This window comes from Bradyrhizobium sp. 17 (assembly GCF_023073515.1).
In the GTDB taxonomy this organism is placed as follows: Bacteria; Pseudomonadota; Alphaproteobacteria; order Rhizobiales; family Xanthobacteraceae; genus Bradyrhizobium; species Bradyrhizobium canariense_D.
Window position 1 is genome coordinate 536,921 of record NZ_JADPJQ010000124.1, and the last position, 17,401, is coordinate 554,321.

Annotated in this window: 17 protein-coding genes; 11 read left to right on the forward strand and 6 right to left on the reverse strand. The window is 63.8% G+C overall.

The window, feature by feature from the left end:
- Nucleotides 1-24: 24 nt before the first annotated feature.
- On the reverse strand, nt 25-408 hold the full coding sequence (locus IVB13_RS32770) for a type II toxin-antitoxin system VapC family toxin (RefSeq protein ID WP_085351261.1): 384 nt from the start codon (nt 406-408) through the stop codon (nt 25-27).
- Entirely contained in the window at nt 405-662 is a 258-nt protein-coding gene (locus IVB13_RS32775; RefSeq protein WP_247391996.1) for a type II toxin-antitoxin system prevent-host-death family antitoxin, read from the reverse strand. The genes IVB13_RS32770 and IVB13_RS32775 overlap by 4 nt, the downstream gene beginning before the upstream one ends.
- A gap of 348 nt (nt 663-1,010) precedes the next feature.
- Here IVB13_RS32775 and IVB13_RS32780 point away from each other — a divergent pair, with 348 nt between their 5' ends.
- From IVB13_RS32780 to IVB13_RS32805, 6 genes are all read left to right on the forward strand, one after another.
- Nucleotides 1,011-2,402 carry an MFS transporter gene (locus IVB13_RS32780; RefSeq protein WP_247362347.1) on the forward strand — a complete coding sequence of 464 codons (1,392 nt, stop codon included), beginning with the start codon at nt 1,011-1,013 and terminating at the stop codon, nt 2,400-2,402.
- Nucleotides 2,403-2,525: 123 nt separating this feature from the next.
- Nucleotides 2,526-3,353 (forward strand): 3-keto-5-aminohexanoate cleavage protein, encoded by an 828-nt coding sequence (locus IVB13_RS32785; RefSeq protein WP_247362349.1) that lies wholly within the window; start codon nt 2,526-2,528, stop codon nt 3,351-3,353.
- 135 nt (nt 3,354-3,488) lie between these two features.
- Complete coding sequence (locus tag IVB13_RS32790) at nt 3,489-4,694, forward strand: MFS transporter (protein WP_247377499.1); 1,206 nt, start codon at nt 3,489-3,491, stop codon at nt 4,692-4,694.
- A 169-nt stretch (nt 4,695-4,863) separates the two neighbouring features.
- Nucleotides 4,864-6,093 (forward strand): CaiB/BaiF CoA-transferase family protein, encoded by a 1,230-nt coding sequence (locus IVB13_RS32795; protein WP_247362353.1) that lies wholly within the window; start codon nt 4,864-4,866, stop codon nt 6,091-6,093.
- 189 nt (nt 6,094-6,282) lie between these two features.
- Complete coding sequence (locus tag IVB13_RS32800; RefSeq protein ID WP_018457601.1) at nt 6,283-6,498, forward strand: hypothetical protein; 216 nt, start codon at nt 6,283-6,285, stop codon at nt 6,496-6,498.
- Nucleotides 6,499-6,606: 108 nt separating this feature from the next.
- Nucleotides 6,607-6,999, forward strand: coding sequence for a RidA family protein (locus IVB13_RS32805; protein WP_162847229.1), 393 nt, complete (start codon nt 6,607-6,609; stop codon nt 6,997-6,999).
- Between the two features lie 3 nt (nt 7,000-7,002).
- On the opposite strand, the gene IVB13_RS32810 is transcribed toward IVB13_RS32805, so the two are convergent.
- On the reverse strand, nt 7,003-7,665 hold the full coding sequence (locus IVB13_RS32810; protein ID WP_247362355.1) for a TetR/AcrR family transcriptional regulator: 663 nt from the start codon (nt 7,663-7,665) through the stop codon (nt 7,003-7,005).
- A 222-nt stretch (nt 7,666-7,887) separates the two neighbouring features.
- On the opposite strand from IVB13_RS32810, the gene IVB13_RS32815 reads away from it, so the two are divergent.
- The 3 genes from IVB13_RS32815 to IVB13_RS32825 all read left to right on the forward strand — a co-directional run bounded on the left by IVB13_RS32815 (nt 7,888) and on the right by IVB13_RS32825 (nt 11,030).
- Nucleotides 7,888-9,123: an acyl-CoA dehydrogenase family protein gene (locus IVB13_RS32815; RefSeq protein WP_007611657.1), complete on the forward strand. Its 1,236-nt coding sequence runs from the start codon at nt 7,888-7,890 to the stop codon at nt 9,121-9,123.
- Nucleotides 9,124-9,255: 132 nt separating this feature from the next.
- Nucleotides 9,256-10,314, forward strand: coding sequence for a phosphotransferase family protein (locus IVB13_RS32820; protein ID WP_085351268.1), 1,059 nt, complete (start codon nt 9,256-9,258; stop codon nt 10,312-10,314).
- An 89-nt stretch (nt 10,315-10,403) separates the two neighbouring features.
- Nucleotides 10,404-11,030, forward strand: a complete 627-nt coding sequence (locus IVB13_RS32825) for a LysE family translocator (RefSeq protein WP_247491336.1) — start codon at nt 10,404-10,406, stop codon at nt 11,028-11,030.
- Between the two features lie 201 nt (nt 11,031-11,231).
- Here IVB13_RS32825 and argE read toward each other — a convergent pair whose 3' ends face one another.
- Nucleotides 11,232-12,404: an acetylornithine deacetylase gene (argE, locus tag IVB13_RS32830; RefSeq protein WP_247362358.1), complete on the reverse strand. Its 1,173-nt coding sequence runs from the start codon at nt 12,402-12,404 to the stop codon at nt 11,232-11,234.
- Nucleotides 12,405-13,419: 1,015 nt separating this feature from the next.
- Entirely contained in the window at nt 13,420-14,205 is a 786-nt protein-coding gene (locus IVB13_RS32835) for an SDR family oxidoreductase (protein ID WP_247491337.1), read from the reverse strand.
- Between the two features lie 134 nt (nt 14,206-14,339).
- Here IVB13_RS32835 and IVB13_RS32840 point away from each other — a divergent pair, with 134 nt between their 5' ends.
- Together IVB13_RS32840 and IVB13_RS32845 are read left to right on the forward strand one after the other, a co-directional pair.
- A complete protein-coding gene (locus tag IVB13_RS32840) occupies nt 14,340-15,038 on the forward strand; it encodes a histidine phosphatase family protein (RefSeq protein WP_018456439.1) in 699 nt (232 codons plus the stop codon).
- 67 nt (nt 15,039-15,105) lie between these two features.
- The gene (locus IVB13_RS32845) at nt 15,106-15,873 is read left to right on the forward strand and encodes an SDR family oxidoreductase (protein WP_247491339.1); all 768 of its coding nucleotides are present in this window, start codon (nt 15,106-15,108) and stop codon (nt 15,871-15,873) included.
- A gap of 165 nt (nt 15,874-16,038) precedes the next feature.
- Here IVB13_RS32845 and IVB13_RS32850 read toward each other — a convergent pair whose 3' ends face one another.
- Nucleotides 16,039-17,274, reverse strand: coding sequence for a serine hydrolase domain-containing protein (locus tag IVB13_RS32850; protein WP_018456441.1), 1,236 nt, complete (start codon nt 17,272-17,274; stop codon nt 16,039-16,041).
- Nucleotides 17,275-17,401 lie beyond the last annotated feature (127 nt).

Consider the following 17,401-nt stretch of genomic DNA (forward strand, 5'->3'; position numbering starts at 1 on the left):
GTAAGTCGGCGCCCGGCCGTCGACTTACGCCGCCGCAACGATATCCGTCTTGGCAAAGTCGTCGCCGACATAAAGAAGTGCGCAGCCATGCTCCTTGGCGACATCGTAGGCGAAGCAGTCACCAAAGTTGAGACCGGCAGGACGAATGCCTTTGCCCCAACGCGAGTAGATTTGCGCCACGCGTTCGGCCGAAGCTTGGGTCACCGAGATCACGTTCAAACCGAGATCGTTAATCAGCTTGTTCATCTCTTCGTCGACGCCCCGCCGTGCCGCGACGATCAGGCTTTCTGCAACGGAGGCCGCCGAGATCAGGATTTCGTCGGCGGTGTCCAGCGCGGTGATGCAAGCATCGGCTTGCGGTTCGTCGAGCACGATCGCCATCAGTGCGGAGGTATCGACTGCGATCATTCCGGCAGTCCGTCATCGCCGAAAAGAAAGTCCTGACTGCGCGCGGCGCTCGGTCCGGGAATAGCTTTGGCCCCGCCGGTCCTTCGCGCCGCCTCAAGCCCGGTCCGGCGGGTGGCGCGGTCCGGCGAAAGCTTGACCGGGACGAGCCGTACCGCGGGATGCCCATGTCGCGTCAGGATCACCTCGTCGCCGGCCTCTGCGCGGCGGACAAGATCGGTCAATTGTCCTTTTGCGTCGGTAACGGAGACCCGCATCTCATTGTCCTTCCTCAGTTTTCATAAAATGGACCATGCAATGGTCCAATGTCAACCACCTCCCACCCCACCATCGCCGGACGCGATCTCGCGGTTGATCTCGGCATGAGCCTGCCGGCGGTGTTCGCCGGAACGTGGGCTCTCCGTACAAAATAACATCATGTTAGGTTTGTCGAATAACTGGGTAATTGTGTTAGCCCGGCGAAAGCTTATCGTCGCCACCAAGCAGACACCCATCGGCAATGACAAGCGCTCGCGAAACTCCGCAGAGCGGCCGGAGAGTGCTGCCCAATTTTGAGCGAAGCCCGTCAACGGGACGTCAGCAAAACCCAAGGGAGGAATCTTGAGATGACCGCGATCCATCAGATGAGTCAGTCCAGGAAAGCCGCTGCCAGCGGCTGGATCGGGTCGGCTCTCGAATATTATGACTTCTTCATCTACGCGACCGCCGCGTCGCTGATCTTCCCGCAAATCTTCTTCCCGTCGGAGAATCCCACCGTCGCGATCGTCGCCTCGTTGGCGACCTATGGCGTCGGGTATGTGGCCCGGCCGATTGGCGCGTTCGTCCTCGGGCACTGGGGCGACACCCATGGCCGCAAGACGGTTCTCATCGTCTGCATGTTCCTGATGGGCATCTCGACGATGGCCGTGGGTATCCTGCCGACCTACCAGCAGGTTGGCATCCTGGCGCCAATTCTGCTCGTCATTCTGCGCCTCGTGCAGGGATTTGCCGTTGCCGGCGAAATCTCGGGCGCAAGCTCGATGATCCTGGAGCACGCGCCGTTCGGCCGACGGGGCTTCTATGCCAGCTTCGCCCTTCAGGGGGTGCAGGCCGGACAGATCCTCGCCGCAGCAATCTTCCTGCCGTTGGCGGCCTATATGCCGACCGACGCCTTCAACAGCTGGGGCTGGCGGATTCCCTTCCTGCTCAGCTTCTTCGTCATCGTCGCGGGCTACATCATTCGTCGCGAAGTCGACGAGACCCCTGCTTTTGCCCGCGAGGGCGAACGGGGAGAAACGCCGCGCGCGCCCATCGTCCAGGCCATCAAGCTGAGCTGGCGCGACATGCTCAGGGTCATCTGCATGGCGCTGATGAATGTCATTCCTGTCGTTGCGACCATCTTCGGCGCGGCCTATGCGGTGCAGCCGGCCTACGGGATCGGTTTTGCCAAGGACGTCTATCTCTGGATCCCCGTGCTCGGAAACATGCTGGCCGTGTTCGTCATTCCCTTCGTCGGCAATCTCTCCGACAAGGTCGGCCGCAAGCCCCCGATCATCGTCGGCGCGCTTCTCTCCGGCTTGCTCGCCTTTTGCTATCTCTATGCCATCAGCATCAGGAATGTGCCGCTGGCAATATTGGTGTCGCTCTTGATGTGGGGCGTAGTCTATCAGGGCTACAACGCGATCTTCCCGAGCTTTTACCCGGAGCTGTTTCCGACCCGCACCCGCGTCTCGGCGATGGCGATATCGCAGAACATCGGAACCACCATCACCGCATTGCTGCCCGCCCTGTTTGCGACCGTCGCGCCTCCCGGCTCGACCAACATTCCGTTGACGGTGGGGGCGATTGCCTTCGCTATCACGGTCATCGCCGCGCTGGCCGCCCTGACCGCGCGGGAAACCTATCGGATCAGGATCGACGATCTCGGCAATCCCAATGCCGTTCCAATGCTGCGGGCAGATTATGACCGTCAGCGCGCCGGCGATGCGGTGAGCGGGGCTGCCACGGTTCGGACCTGACGGGTATGGTAGAGGCAACTGCCGCCGCGATCGATGATGTTCGCGGCGGCAGGGCCTCACTGCATAGTCAGGCCGCCGATTCGAATTTGGTGCGCGCGAGCGCAATCAATATGAGGTTGCAAGATGAACCCCGTCGTCATTGCCGTCGCAATCACCGGCTCCGTTCCGCGCAAGAAGGACAATCCCGCGGTCCCGATTCTGCCGTCCGAGCAGATCGAGTCGACGCACCAGGCCTTTGAAGCCGGTGCCACGCTCGCCCATATCCATGTTCGCAACGATGACGAGACGCCGTCCTCCGATCCCGAGCGTTTCGCCCTGGTGCAGGCGGGGATCAAGAAGCACTGTCCGGACATGATCGTTCAGTTCTCGACCGGAGGGCGGGGCCGCGATCCCTCGGCGCGCGGATCATCGCTCTATCTGAAGCCGGACATGGCCTCGCTGTCCACGGGATCGGTGAACTTTCCGACCATCGTCTACGAGAACAGCGCCGCGCTGGTCGAGACCCTCGCCACCGGGATGAAGGCGAATGGCATCCGGCCGGAAATCGAGATCTTCGATTTGTCGCATCTGCATGGCGCCCGCCGCCTGATCGAGGCGGGGCTGATCGACCAGCGTCCGCACGTGCAGTTCGTCATGGGCGTCAAGAACGCCATGCCCGCGGACGAGCATGTCCTCGACATCTTGCTGGGAGAGCTCAGGCGGCTGATCCCGGAGGCGACATGGACGGCAGCGGGGATCGGACGCCACCAGGCCGAGGTCATGGGCTGGGCGCTCGCGCGGGGCGCCGATGCGGTCCGCACCGGCCTCGAGGACAATATCAGGATCGACAAGGCGCGCCTCGCGGCCAGCAACGCCGAGCTCGTGGCCGTCGCCGGTGAGGCTGTCGCGCGTCACGGCCGGCGCGTGGCGACTGCGGCCGAGGCGCGATCCCTGCTCGGGCTCGCGGGGTAGGGCGCTCCTGCCGCCACCTGACATGCTCCCGGCCGCCTGCTGCCATTCGACGGCCGGCGTTTCCCTGCGCTAAGTCCGGGGGTAAGACAGGTGTCACAGGCGTGATCGGCGCCTGCCGGGCAGGCGACGATTGGAATGCGGTTCTTGAAATCTGACAGCAGGCTCATCGGGGTCCTGCTGGTGCTTGCGGTCTCCCAGCTTGTCGGGTGGGGTACGATAGGTCTTCCCGCCATCGTCGGACGCGATCTCGCGGCCGATCTCGGCATGAGCCTGCCGGCGGTGTTCGCCGGGACGTCCGTCCTCTATGTGTCGATGGGGCTATGCGCGCCCTGGCTCGCCAGGTCGTTTGCGCGGCACGGCGCACGAAAGGTCATGATCTCAGGCACGGTCCTCACCGTGCCGGGCTTCATCCTGCTGTCCCTCGCGCGCGAGCCGATGCTGTATTTCGCGGCCTGGATCGTCCTTGGCATCGCCGGCAGCGCCACGCTTTCGACCGGCGCCTATATCATGCTGAACGAGGTCGCCGGGCGGCAGGCCAAGAATGCCATCGGCGCGCTGATGCTGGTGACGGGCCTGTCGAGCAGCATCTTCTGGCCGACGACGTCGTTCCTCAGCGGTTTGCTCGGCTGGCGCGGGACGTGCCTCGTCTATGCAGCCATGATGGTCGTCATCAACCTTCCGCTCTATGCATTCTTTGCACCGCGCCGGAAAATCGTCGGTGATCGTGGCGGCGAGCCGGTGAAATCTTCGCCGCCGCCTGCGATTCCCAGGAGCACCTTCAGCCTCGTCGTTGCCGCGATCACGCTGAATGCCTTCGTCAATTTTGGCATCGGCGCCATCATGATCGAGTTGCTCCGGGCGGAGGGGCTTCCCCCGGCGCAGGCGCTTGCGTTTGGCTCGATGCTGGGCGTGATCCAGGTCAGCGCCCGCGGACTCGATTTTCTCGGCGGAGGGCGGTGGGATGGAATCACGACCGGGCTCGTCGCCGGCACGGCGCTGCCGATCGCCATGCTGCTGCTGATGACGAGCGAGGGCGCGACCTGGGCGGTTGCGGCCTTCATCCTGCTCTACGGCGCCGGCAGCGGCGCGATGGCGGTGGCGCGGGCAACGATCCCGCTCGTGTTCTACGATCAGACCGAGTTCGCCAAGGCGATGTCGATGATCGCGTTGCCGCTCAATCTCGCCTCCGCGGTCTCGCCGCCGCTCCTTGTCGGCCTGCTCACCCAGTTCGGCAGCCGCGGCGCGCTCGGTCTCACCTTCGTCTGCTCCTGCGCCACGGTGCTGATCCTGGTCCTGCTCGGCCGCCGCCGGCCGCAGGTGGCTGCAGCGGCTGCAACCTGAGAATATTCGCCATGCGGAAATTCACCGCGCGGTGACCTGCGCCGGGCGGGCTGGGGGATGGCCGTATGCCCACAGTGCAGTGCTCGGATCGCCAAAATAGTGTATCCGCAGGAAGCGCGGCCTGCGATCTCGCCGCCGCGCCAAGATCCAGTTCCCGGAGGAATTCGACATGTCGGCCCTGCCGCTCTCAGGCATCAAGATCCTTGACCTCACCCGCGTGCTTGCCGGGCCTCTGTCGGCCCAGATGCTGGGCGATTTGGGCGCGGAGGTTATCAAGATCGAGCGGCCGGGCACCGGTGACGACGCGCGCGCCTTCGGCCCGCCTTACCTGACTGACCCCGAGGGCAAGGCCAACAACAACAATTCATTCTACCTCTGCGCCAACCGCAACAAGAAGTCGGTCACGGTCAACATCGCCAAGCCCGAGGGGCAGGCGATTATCCGCGAGCTCGCCAAGGATGTCGACGTCTTCATGGAGAACTACAAGGTCGGCGATCTCAAGCGCTACGGCCTCGACTACGAGACCATCAAGGCGATCAATCCCGGCATTATCTACTGCTCGGTGACCGGCTTCGGCCAGACCGGCCCCTATGCGCCGCGCGCCGGCTACGACGCCATCCTGCAGGCGATGGGCGGCCTGATGAGCGTCACCGGCCATATCGACGGCGAGCCCGGCGAGGGCCCGATGAAGGTCGGCCCGTCGATCGTCGACTACATGACCGGCATGAACACCTCGATCGGGATTCTCTCGGCGCTCTATCATCGCGACGCCAATGATGGCGTGGGGCAGCATATCGACGTCTGCCTGTTCGACACCGTCATCGCGTCGTTGTCGCACTGGCTGCAGATCTACCTCGTCAACGGCAAGACGCCGCCGCGCCGCGGCACCTGGGGCAATGGCGGCATGCCGGCCGGCGTGTTCCGCTGCACCGACGGCGAGCTGATGCTGGTGGTCGGCAATGACGGCCAGTTCCAGCGCACCTGCGCCGTGCTCGGCGCGCCCGAACTCGCGAGCGACAAGCGTTTCGTCAGGAACAACGACCGCGTCGTGCACGGCAAGGAGATCATGGCGATCTTCGCCGGCCTGTTCCTGAAGCAGCCGGTGGCCTATTGGCTGGACAGATTGGAGGAGGCCGGCGTGCCCTCCGGCCCGATCAACAATTTCGAGCAGGTGTTTTCCGATCCGCACGTCCAGTCGCGCGGCATGCGGGTGAAGGTCGATCATCCCTTCCAGCCCGATCTCTCGCTGATCCGCAACGCGCTGACGCTCTCGGAAACCCCGATCAAGGATTACCGCGCCCCGCCGCTGCTCGGTGAGCACACCCAGGAGGTGCTCGCCGGCAAGCTCGGCTACGATGCCGGCAAGATCGAGGCGCTGAAGCAGCAGGGGATTATCTAGCTTCGGCGAAGCGGCGCGCGCGGTTTGGCCTGATCGCCACTGGATAAAAAGGGACGTCAACATGACGCTCCTGCGGCCTTGCGCGAACCTTGCGGGCAATCCCCAGATAATTCCGGTCCGTACTCACACAGGCTTCCGCTCCGCGCGCGACTCAGATTCGATCGGTCCACTCAGTCCGGGAGGGAACGCATGTCCTACACGATCGGGTTTCAGGCCAAGAACCAGAAGGCAATTCTGGCGACCGAGGCGGCAACGGCCAACCAGGCCGTCGCGATCATTGCCGCGTTGCGGCAAAGCGCCGACGAAATAAAGTTCATCCGCTCGCCGCAGGAAGGCGACATGGGCATCGAGATGCTGCTGCTGCTCGCCAAGGAAGAGGCCGAGGAGATGCCGCAGCACGCCTAGGCGGCTCGGCGACCAAACTTCGATCAGAAGCGAAGCATGACGGCTGCAACATGCTGTAGCAAGCCGTCATCTCGCTTGGACCGAAGGTGGCCGCCCATGAATCTCGAAATGAAACGCGAAGCGCTCCGCGTCGAACCGATCTCGACTTTCCTCGATCGTCGGCAGGCGCCGGTCTCGCCGGTCACGCGCGCCGGCAACATGATCTTCGTCGCCGGCCTGCCGCCATTCGACCCCGAGACGGGCGAGATCGCGGACGTGCCGATCGAACGGCAGAGCGAGCTGATCATGGAGCAGATGAAGCTGTGCCTTGAGACGGCGGGCGCGAGCCTCGACAACGTCATGAAGTGCAACGTCTACTGCACCTCGACCAAGCACTTTGCCGCGTTCAACAACGTCTATGCGCGCTATTTCCCGCACGATCCGCCGGCGCGGATCTTCGTCTGTACGCCGGAATGGTTCGGCCCCTTCGACGTCGAGATCGACTGCATCGCGATGATGTGAAGGTTAGCGCGCCGCCATTTTTGACGGCGCCTTCGCCTCCGTCCGTCCCGCCGTCAGCGCCATCGTCGCCACGCTGACGACGCGCGCGACCACGTCCTCGACATCGTCGAGGTCGCATTTGCCCTCCGACAGTTTCGTCAGCCGCTCGCTCTCGCGGATGGTGTGGTGCGCCATGGCGAGCGCGAAGTTCAGGCCCCAGTAAATATCGACGTCGCTGCGGTCGGGCAGGGACCTTCGCATCGCGCCGGCGAATTTGCGCAAATGGTCGATCTCGCGATTCTTGATGCGGCGGATCGGCGGCACGGATTCGATCGAAGCGCGGATCATGAAGCGCGCCGCGCTCGAGCGCTGGTTCTCGGGACCGAGGCAGCCGCGCAGCGTCGGGCCGACCAAGGCATGCAGGATTACCTCGATCGGCGCGCGGCCGCCGCCTTGTTCTTCCGCCGCCTTCAATTCGCGCAGACGCTCGCGATTGGTGGCGATCGAGCGTGTCACGAACAGCTCCGCGATCAACTCGTCCTTCGAGCCGAAATGATAGTTCACCGCCGCGAGGTTGACATTGGCCTCAGCGACGATGTCGCGCAACGTCACGTCGCCGAACCCGCGATCGGCATAGAGCCGTTCGGCAGCGGCGAGAATGGCAGTCCGGGTATGATCGCTGGCCATGGGAGCCCCTCGGGGAGGGAGTTGCAATTCAAACGGTTGTATGAAACTATCGTTTGAAGGCCGGGAAAGTCAATCCGCAATCGGGACTCGTTCGCAAACGCGCGAATGGGTTCCGGAGCATCCGCAAGCCGCGCATTCGCACTTGCGGGTCGCACAATGCGGGTGGACAGTCCGGCGCAAAACAAGTTCGCCAAACGAGTTGGCAAAGACGAGGAGCGTCCCATGGATTTCGATCTGTCGCCGAAGCAGAAGGAATGGCTCGACCGCGTGCAGTCCTTCATGGCCAAGCACGTGCGCCCGGCGGTGCCGGTCTATGATGAGCAGGATCGCAGCGGCGAACGCTGGAAGGTGATCCCGGTGCTCGAGGATCTCAAGAAGAAGGCGAAAGCCGAAGGCCTCTGGAACATGTTCATGCCGCCCAACGAGCATGAGGACGACGAATTCCGCGGCGCGGGACTGACCAATCTCGAATACGCGCTGCTCTCCGAGCAGATGGGCCACATCTCCTGGGCTTCGGAAGTCTTCAATTGTTCCGCGCCCGACACCGGCAACATGGAAGTATTCATGCGCTACGGCTCCAAGGAGCAGAAGCGCAAATGGCTGCGTCCGCTGATGGACGGCGAAATCCGCTCCGCCTTCCTGATGACGGAGCCGGCCGTGGCCTCGTCTGACGCCACTAACATCGAGACCAGCATTGTGCGCGACGGCGACCACTACGTCATCAACGGCCGCAAATGGTGGTCGTCCGGCGTCGGCGATCCCCGCTGCAAGATCGCGATCCTGATGGGCAAGACCGACTTCAAGGCGGCCAAGCACCAGCAGCAGTCGCAGATCCTGGTTCCGCTCGACACTCCCGGCATCAAGGTCGAGAAGATGCTGCCCGTGTTCGGCTTTGACGACGCGCCGCACGGCCACGCCCAGGTGCTGCTCGAGAACGTGCGGGTGCCGAAGGAGAACATCCTGCTCGGCGAAGGCCGCGGCTTCGAGATCGCGCAGGGCCGCCTCGGTCCCGGCCGTATCCATCACTGCATGCGCACCATCGGCAAGGCCGAGGAGGCGCTGGAGAAAATGGTGAAGCGGCTTACCTCGCGCACTGCCTTCGGCAAGCGGATCGTCGAGCATTCGGTGTGGGAGCAGCGCATCGGCGAGGCCCGCACCAACATCGAGATGACGCGGCTGTTGTGCCTCAAGGCCGCCGACATGATGGACAAGGTCGGCAACAAGACCGCGCAGGCCGAGATCGCCATGATCAAGGTCGCAGCCCCCAACATGGCGCTGAAGATCATCGACGAGGCGATCCAGGCCTTCGGCGGTGCAGGCGTCTCGGACGAAGCCGGCCTCGCCAAGGACTACGCCCACATCCGCACGCTCCGTCTCGCCGACGGCCCGGACGAGGTGCACAATCGCGCCATTGCCAGGCTCGAGGTTCGGAAGTATGCAAACTCTTCCAGTCATTAAGCGGGAGAGCACGCTGGCGCTCCCGATTTGAAGAAATGACAGGGCATGATCCGTGATCGGATGACCGCTTGACGCAAGTGCGCTGGGGGTTACCGATTAGGATCATGTTCGGACTGAAGAGGGAGCGTCATCGTGGCTGACGGCGTCAGGAAAGACGAAGAGTTCTCGGGCACCAAACCGGTCGAGGAGCGTCATCGCATCGACGAGATGCGGCTCGAAGCCTGGCTGCGCGAGAACGTCGAGGGTTATGAGGGACCGCTGGTCGTGCTCCAGTTCAAGGGCGGCCAGTCCAACCCGACCTATCGGCTCGACACGCCGAACCGCTCCTATGTGATGCGCCGAAAACCGTTCGGCAAATTGTTGCCGTCGGCGCACGCGGTCGATCGCGAATATCGCGTGATCGCGGCGCTGGGAAAGCAGGGCTTTCCGGTCGCGAAGGCCTATGCGCTGTGCCAGGACGACAGCATCATCGGTTCGGCCTTCTACATCATGTCGATGGAAGACGGCCGGGTGTTCTGGGATCCGACGCTGCCGAGCCAGACGCGGGATGATCGTCGAAAGATCTTCACCAGCAAGATCGAGACGCTGGCAAAACTCCACATGTTCGATCCCGTCGCGATCGGTCTTGGCGACTTCGGCAAACCCGGCAACTACTTTGCCCGGCAGATCGACCGCTGGACCAAGCAGTACCGCGCGTCCGAGACCCAGACCATTCCGGAGTTCGAGAAGGTCGCCGAATGGTTGCCGAAGACCGTGCCGGAGCAGGCGCGCGTCTCGATCGTCCACGGCGACTATCGCCTCGACAACATGATTTTCCACGCGACGGAACCACGCGTGCAGGCCGTGCTCGATTGGGAATTGTCGACGCTCGGCGATCCCATGGCCGACTTCACCTATCTGCTGATGCAGTGGGTCATGCCCGGCCTGGACGGCGCCGACCTCAAGGCGCTCAACATCCCGAGCGTGGAGGAGGCCGCGCAGATCTATTGCAACGTCACCAAGATGACGGTGCCTGACCTCAACTGGTATTTCGCCTACAACCTGTTCCGTCTCGCCGGCATCACGCAAGGCATCGCCGGCCGGGTCCGCGACGGCACCGCGGCGAATGCCAAGGCGCTGGAGTCAGCCAAGCGCACCGTTCCGCTGTCGAAGGCGTCTTGGGAGTACGCGCAGAAGGCGGGCGCGGTTTAAGGAATCCGAAGGCGCGGCTGACGGCCGCGCCTTTGCTTGCGTTCCTCTCGTGTCTGGACACGGGACAGAATGACGAGAGAGATGCCCGCATGATCGATTACACCACCCTCATCACCTACATCCTCATCGTCCTCGGCTTCGTCTTCATTCCCGGACCGGCGACACTCCTCACCATGGCGCGCGCCGCGAGCTCGGGGACCAGGGTCGGCATCGCGACGGGCGCGGGAATTGCGGCTGGTGACGTGGTCCACACCACCATGGCGATCGTCGGCCTCTCTGCGATCATCGCAACGTCGGCGCTCCTGTTCAGCGTCGTCAAATACGCGGGCGCGGGCTTTCTGATCTATCTCGGCATTCGCGCCATGCTCGACAAGACGCCGATCGAGGTGAATGGCGGTGCGCCCGCGATCAGCGCAGCGCGGGCATTCCGGCAGGCCGTGCTGACCGAGGTGCTGAATCCGAAGACCGCGTTGTTCTTCCTTGCGTTCCTGCCGCAGTTCGTCCGGCCCGAGCATGGCTCGACGACGCTGCAGCTCGCGCTGCTCGGCGCTGTGTTCGTGTTGCTCGGCCTCCTTAGCACGGTGGTGTTCGCCGTCGGCGCCGGCCGTCTCGGCAATTTGCTTCGCCGCCATCCAGCCGTCGTGAAATGGCAGGGCAAGGTGGTCGGGACCATCTACTGCGCCGTCGGCGTGCGGCTGGCTTTGCAGGAGCGATGAGGCGCACCGCTCATTCGTAGCCCGGATGAGCGCAGCGATATCCGGGACAGCGGCCCCGCATGTCGCCGCTATGCTCATGCGGACTACGGGTGTCTCCAGACGCTCGTCATTGCGAGCGAAGCGAAGCAATCCAGAATCTTCGCACGGTGGCAGTCTGGATTGCTTCGTCGCAAGAGCTCCTCGCAATGACGCGGAAACACCTTACCCCTTCACGCAATGCGCGATCAGCTTCTCCACGAAGCCTGCGCATTTCTCCAGCTCCGCCATCTCCACGAACTCGTCCGGCGTATGCGCCTGCGCGATCGACCCGGGCCCGATCACCACTGACGGGATATCGGTCATGCTGGCGAACAGGCTCGCCTCGGTGCCGAAGGCGACCTTGGCGTGGTCGTTGCGCCCCGCGAGGCTCTTGGCCAGCGTGACGATGGTGGCGTCGGCGGCGGTGTCGAGGGCGGGATAATCGAGGATCTCTTCGAAGTCGATGCCGCACTCCGGGTGTCGCGCCCTCATCGCCGGCTCGATCTCGGTCTTGGCCCAGGCGACGATCGCATCCGTCACCTCCCTGGATTCGGTTATGCCGATGCCGCGGCATTCGAAATCCACCGTGCAGGTATCGGGCACGATGTTGAGCGCGGCGCCGCCATGCACGATGCTGGTGAGCAGCGTCGAGTGAGGGACATCGTAGAGGCTGTTCGTTGCTTTCGTGCTTGCGAGTTGCAACGCGCGGCGGCGGATTTCGACGATCAGCTCGGCGGCGTATTCGATCGCGTTGACGCCCTCGGGCGCGATCGAGGAGTGGCGGGCGAGGCCCTGGAACGTGGCGCGCACGCCGTGCTTGCCCTTGTGGCCGATGATGACCTTCATCTCGGTCGGCTCGCCGATGAAGGCGCCGAGCGGCTTGATCCGTTTCTTCGCGAGCTCGCGCAGCATCGGCCGCACGCCGACGCAACCGATCTCCTCGTCATAGGAGATGGCGAGATGAATCGGCGTTGTCAGCTTCGCCTCCAGCATCTCCGGCACCATGGCAAGGCACACCGCGACGAATCCCTTCATGTCGGTGGTGCCGCGGCCGTAAAGCTTGCCGTCGCGCTCGATCAGCTTGAAGGGATCGTGGCTCCAGTCCTGGCCGACCACAGGCACCACGTCGGTATGTCCCGACAGCACCAGGCCGGGGCGGTCCTCGGGTCCAATGGTGACCCATAGCGCGGCTTTCTGTCCGGTCTCGTCGACGATGCGCTCACTCTTGACGCCGTGTGCGGCGAGATAGCTCTCGATATGCGCGATCAGGGGCAGGTTGGAGCGATCGCTGATCGTGTCGAAGCCGACGAGGTCGGCGAGCAGCTTGCGAATACGGTCGGGTCTTGAGCTTGGCATTGTCACGTTCTTGTCAGGGGGATGGAAGCTGAAGTGCTTGCACGAACCATACCAACGTCGCCTCTGGTAGAGCAAATCAACACAGACCGGTAGCCCGGGTGAGCGAAGCGATACCCGGGACAGCTCGTGGTCGGAATCCCGGATGTCGCTTCGCTCATCCGGGCTACAAGCCCTTGCATTGGCCGACGGGCAAAACACGCGAGCGGCAGGTCAACGCCCGCCGCTGAAAATATTCCACTTTACCGAAATTCGGAAACGGCGTATGTGTCGCCGTAACCCGGCCCAAGGAAGAGGGGCGTATCGCGATCGTCACGAACGCGGGCCGGACAGCGGCGGACGCTGGGCCACACCGGCGCGAATGGTTTCGCAGGGCGGGCAACCGTGAGCGAAGGCGTCGCGCACACGACCGGTGCTGACAGCGTACGGCAAAACCGTGTCGTCCTGACGCCCGGGGTCTGTGCGTCAAGTCTTGTGGTGATGTGGCGGCCCGACCGGGTTCGCGCATCAGCCATCCATGAGGCGACGGGGGCAATAGTGCATCGCTCCCCGGGGAGAGCACGGCATAAGCCGTAAAACCGCTGCGCAGGGAAGGCCGGACGTTTTGGCTTCACCTGTATGCCGCTGTGCAGATTTTTTACTGCAACTTCGCGCAGTGGACCGCGGGTGCCAGCCGGCGCCCGGTCTTCCCTGCGCCCTCTTTCATTCGAGGGTGAGGCGACCAAGCAAAGCTCGGGCGAACAAGCCGCGAGAGGGCGAAGGTGTGTCTGCGAACGGGAATGCGAATGGAAGCGCGACCCTGCCACCCACAGACTCCGTCATTGCGAGCACAGACTCCGTCATTGCGAGCACAGCGAAGCAATCCAGGCTGACGCCGCGGAAAGACTCTGGATTGCTTCGCTGTGCTCGCAATGACGATGCTGAAGCAGTTGCGCGCCAAAACTTCTGTCTCGTGCCCCGGACGCAGCGCAGCAGCGTGAGAAAGCTGCAGCGCCTCCGGGACGCGAGAGTGCGTGAACTAAACCGGCTTCCCCGTATACGGCATCGACGCCGTCAGTCCGCCGTCCACCGGGAAGGCCTGGCCATTGACGTACGACGCCTCGTCGCTGGCCAAGAACAGTCCCATCGCGGCGAGCTCGTGCGGCTGGCCGGGGCGCTTGAGCGGATTGAGCTGGCCGATCTTGTCGGGGGTGCCGCGCTCCTTGGCGCGGTCGAAGATCGGCTTGGTCATGCCGGTCTCGATCAGGCCCGGGCACACCGCGTTGATGCGCACACCGGTGCCGGTGAGCGAATAGGCGGTGGTCTGCACCAGGGAGATGACGCCGGCCTTGCTCGCGGCATAGGGATGTCCGCTGGCGCCGGCCTTGAGGCCCGCGACGGACGCGGTGAGCACGATCGCGCCGGACTGCTGCTTCACCATGTGCGGCATCGCATGCTTCACCGCGAGAAACGGCCCGATCAGGTTGATGCGCAAGACTTCCTGCCATTGCTCGACGGTCTGCTCGCCGAGCGGAACGAGTCCGCCGGAGACGCCGGCATTGGCCCAGATCACGTCGAGCCGGCCGTGCGTCTTCACCGCCTTGTCGATCACGGCCATGACGTCCTTTTCGGAGCCCGCATCCGCCATCATGGCTTCCGCGACACCGCCGGCCTTCTTCACCTCGTCGACCGTCTCCTTCACCGCCTCGCTGCGATCGACCGCGATTAGCTTGGCGCCTTCCCTGGTGAACAGCAGCGCGGCCGCGCGGCCGATGCCGCTGCCGGCACCGGTGATGATGACGGATTTGCCTTGCAGACGGCCCATGCGGTTTCTCCCTTTGGTTCGCGCGCGACGCTTGCCGCGCGACGGAATTTCAAACAAGATTTCAAACGGTAAAGTGTCTTGAGACACGTTCGCTACTGACGTACAGCGACATCAGACGGGATGGAAGGGTTTCGATGGCAGGTGCAGACAAGCCCAAAGTGGTCACGACACGCTGGTGGTGGGTCCGTCACGCGCCCGTGCGCAATGACGGTGGCAACATCTACGGTCAGTCCGATCTCGCCTGCGACACCAGCGATACCTACGTCTTCAATGCTGTTGCCAAGGTGCTGCCACGCAAGGCGGTCTGGTATTCGAGCAATCTGATGCGCACCCATCAGACCGCCGAAGCGATCTGGGCGGCCGGATTCCCGAGGCCTGCATCGATGAAATGGGAGGCGGACCTCGCCGAACAAAACCTCGGCCGTTGGCAGGGCATGAACCGCGCCGAGTTCATCGCCAGCCGTCCCGTCGGCTCGAGCTGGTTTGCCGACATCAACGAGCCTGCACCCGGCGGCGAAAGCTTCATGGACCTCTACAACCGCACCCGCCGCACCATCGAGCGGATCAACAATGAGGCCGCCGGGCAGGACGTGATCGCGGTCGCACATGGCGGCACCATCAAGGCAGCGCTGGGGCTGGCGCTCGACAATCAGCCGGAGCGAGGGCTCGCGTTCGATATCGACAATTGCTCGGTGACGCGGCTCGACTATTTCGCAAGCCCCGAACGCAATGTCTGGCGGCTGCCGATGGTGAACCAGCAGCCGTGGATCGCGGACGATGCGCATGCGGCGATGCATCAACCCGCGGGACCGGAAGTCAAGAAGCTCGCCTGAGCAATTGCCCGGTGGCGCGGACGCGGCGTAAGCTTCAAGCAATCAAAACGTACTCTGGGAGAGAAACATGACCTTGTTCGACATGAAGAGGAAAGTCGCCGTCATCACTGGTTCGACGCGCGGCATTGGGCTTGCGATCGCCGAGCGCATGGCCGAGCACGGCGCCAAGGTGGTGATCTCCTCGCGCAAGGCCGACGTTTGCGACCAGGTCGCCAAGAGGATCAACGACAAGTTCGGCAAGGGCACGGCGGTGGCGATCGCCGCCAACATCTCGTCGAAGGAAAATCTGCAGAACCTCATCGACGAGAGCAACCGCGCCTTCGGCAAGATCGACGTGCTGGTCTGCAACGCCGCGTCGAACCCGTATTACGGCCCGCTCGCCGGCATCTCGGACGATCAGTTCAGGAAGATCCTGGACAACAACATCGTCGCCAACAACTGGCTGATCTCGATGGTGGTGCCGCAGATGATCGAGCGCAAGGATGGCTCGATCATCATCGTCTCCTCGATCGGCGGCCTGAAAGGCTCGACCATCCTCGGCGCCTACGCGATCTCGAAAGCCGCCGACATGCAGCTCGCGCGCAATTTGGCCTGCGAATATGGCCCGCACAATATCCGCGTGAACTGCATCGCGCCCGGCCTGATCAAGACCGATTTCGCGAAAGCGTTGTGGGACAATCCGGAGAACCTGAAAGCCTCGACTGCGCGTTCGCCGCTGCTGCGCATCGGCATCCCCGACGAGATCGCGGGCGCCGCGGTGTTCCTGGGCTCGAAGGCCGGCGACTTCATGACCGGCCAGACCATGGTGATCGACGGCGGCGCGACGATCAGTTGAGGCCCCAATAGGTGTCATCGCCCGTGAAGGCGGGCGATCCAGTACTCCGCGGCCTTCGTTGGAGAGCTCGCTCTCGCCACATCCGCCCCGGAGTACTGGATGCCCCGGTCAAGCCGGGGCATGACAGCGAAAATGTGATGCAGCGCCGCGCATAGCGGCGCCGCCTCAATCCACCGCCGCGTACACCAGATCCCGCACCAGCGTACGCGTATGATCGCGCTGCCCCGGGCCCTGGCTCATGAACACGACGAACAGATCCTCCTTCGGATCGATCCAGAAGAACGTCCCCGCGATGCCGCTCCAGAAAAACTGGCCGACGCTGCCGGGGAAGGGCGCGATGCCGGCTTCGCGCCGCACCGCGAACCCGAGGCCGAAACCATGGCCAGGCGACAGCAGCGTGCCGTTGGTCACGACGTTCGGGCCGAGATGATCGGAGGCCATCAGCTCCAGCGTCTTGCGGCCGATGATCCTGTTGCCGTCGAGCGTGCCGCCATTGCGCAGCATCAGCGCGAAGCGGGCATAGTCCATCGTGGTGGAGACGAGGCCGCCGCCGCCGGACTCCATGATGGGCTGCTCGAGCATGTTGAACAGCGCGACCTTGTCGCCGGTCCAGGGATCGGCCGCGAATGGCTCGGCGAGCCTGTTGGCATTGACCTCCGCTGTCGCAAAGCCGGTCTCGGCCATCTGCAAGGGCGTGAGAATGCGCTCGGTGAGGTACGTGCCGAGCGACTTGCCGCTGACGACCTCGATGATGCGCCCGAGGATGTCGGTGGAGCGGCTGTAGTTGAACTCGTCGCCGGGGTGACAGACCAGCGGGAAGCTCGCGACCAGGGCGGCGTGCTCGGCATTGGTGATCTTGCGGCTGCGCACCCGCGAGTCCTGATAGATCTTGTGCACGGGGCCGTCGCCCTGGTGCTCGTAGGTCAGGCCGGAGGTGTGGCGGAGCAGGTCCTGCACCGTCATCGGGCGCTTCGGCGGAACCAGTTCCAGCTTGCCGCCGCTGACCACGCCGACCTTCTGGTTGGCGAACTCCGGGATGAATTTCGCGACGGGGTCGGCAAGGAGCAGGTGGCCGTCCTCGACCAGCGTCATGACGCCGACCGACACGATCGGCTTGGTCATCGAGAAAATGCGGAAGATCGAATCATGCGCCATCGGCGCCGCGCCCGTCGGGCTCTGTTTCCCGAGCGCCTCAAACCATCCGACCTGACCGTGCCGTGCCACCAGCACGGTGACGCCCGGCACGGTTCCCTTGTCGATCTCGCGCTTGAAGGCGTCCGACATGGTCTCGAGGCGAGGGCGCGACAGCCCGAGCGTCTCGGGGCGGGATTCCGGCAGAGGCGGGGTCTTCGCGGCGATCGAGGGGCGAGGGGCGGCTGTCGCGGACGCTTGGGCAGTCATGGGTACTCCCGGTGCTTATTATTGTTCGGAGCGGACTGTGGCCCAGAAGGCGCGGCACAAACAAGCGAAGCCAGCGCGCTTCACCCTTGCAATCCGGCCTTGCAATCCGGCCGCCCCTTGTGCTTCA

Coding starts and splice junctions, on each gene's coding strand:
- IVB13_RS32780 (WP_247362347.1), top strand. CDS start 1,011: ATGACCGCGATCCATCAGATGAGTCAGTCCAGGAAAGCCGCTGCCAGC.
- IVB13_RS32825 (WP_247491336.1), top strand. CDS start 10,404: ATGATCGATTACACCACCCTCATCACCTACATCCTCATCGTCCTCGGC.
- IVB13_RS32795 (WP_247362353.1), top strand. CDS start 4,864: ATGTCGGCCCTGCCGCTCTCAGGCATCAAGATCCTTGACCTCACCCGC.
- IVB13_RS32835 (WP_247491337.1), bottom strand. CDS start 14,205: ATGGGCCGTCTGCAAGGCAAATCCGTCATCATCACCGGTGCCGGCAGC.
- IVB13_RS32805 (WP_162847229.1), top strand. CDS start 6,607: ATGAAACGCGAAGCGCTCCGCGTCGAACCGATCTCGACTTTCCTCGAT.
- IVB13_RS32815 (WP_007611657.1), top strand. CDS start 7,888: ATGGATTTCGATCTGTCGCCGAAGCAGAAGGAATGGCTCGACCGCGTG.
- IVB13_RS32770 (WP_085351261.1), bottom strand. CDS start 408: ATGATCGCAGTCGATACCTCCGCACTGATGGCGATCGTGCTCGACGAA.
- IVB13_RS32800 (WP_018457601.1), top strand. CDS start 6,283: ATGTCCTACACGATCGGGTTTCAGGCCAAGAACCAGAAGGCAATTCTG.
- IVB13_RS32850 (WP_018456441.1), bottom strand. CDS start 17,274: ATGACTGCCCAAGCGTCCGCGACAGCCGCCCCTCGCCCCTCGATCGCC.
- IVB13_RS32810 (WP_247362355.1), bottom strand. CDS start 7,665: ATGGCCAGCGATCATACCCGGACTGCCATTCTCGCCGCTGCCGAACGG.
- IVB13_RS32840 (WP_018456439.1), top strand. CDS start 14,340: ATGGCAGGTGCAGACAAGCCCAAAGTGGTCACGACACGCTGGTGGTGG.
- IVB13_RS32775 (WP_247391996.1), bottom strand. CDS start 662: ATGCGGGTCTCCGTTACCGACGCAAAAGGACAATTGACCGATCTTGTC.
- IVB13_RS32785 (WP_247362349.1), top strand. CDS start 2,526: ATGAACCCCGTCGTCATTGCCGTCGCAATCACCGGCTCCGTTCCGCGC.
- IVB13_RS32845 (WP_247491339.1), top strand. CDS start 15,106: ATGACCTTGTTCGACATGAAGAGGAAAGTCGCCGTCATCACTGGTTCG.
- argE (WP_247362358.1), bottom strand. CDS start 12,404: ATGCCAAGCTCAAGACCCGACCGTATTCGCAAGCTGCTCGCCGACCTC.
- IVB13_RS32790 (WP_247377499.1), top strand. CDS start 3,489: ATGCGGTTCTTGAAATCTGACAGCAGGCTCATCGGGGTCCTGCTGGTG.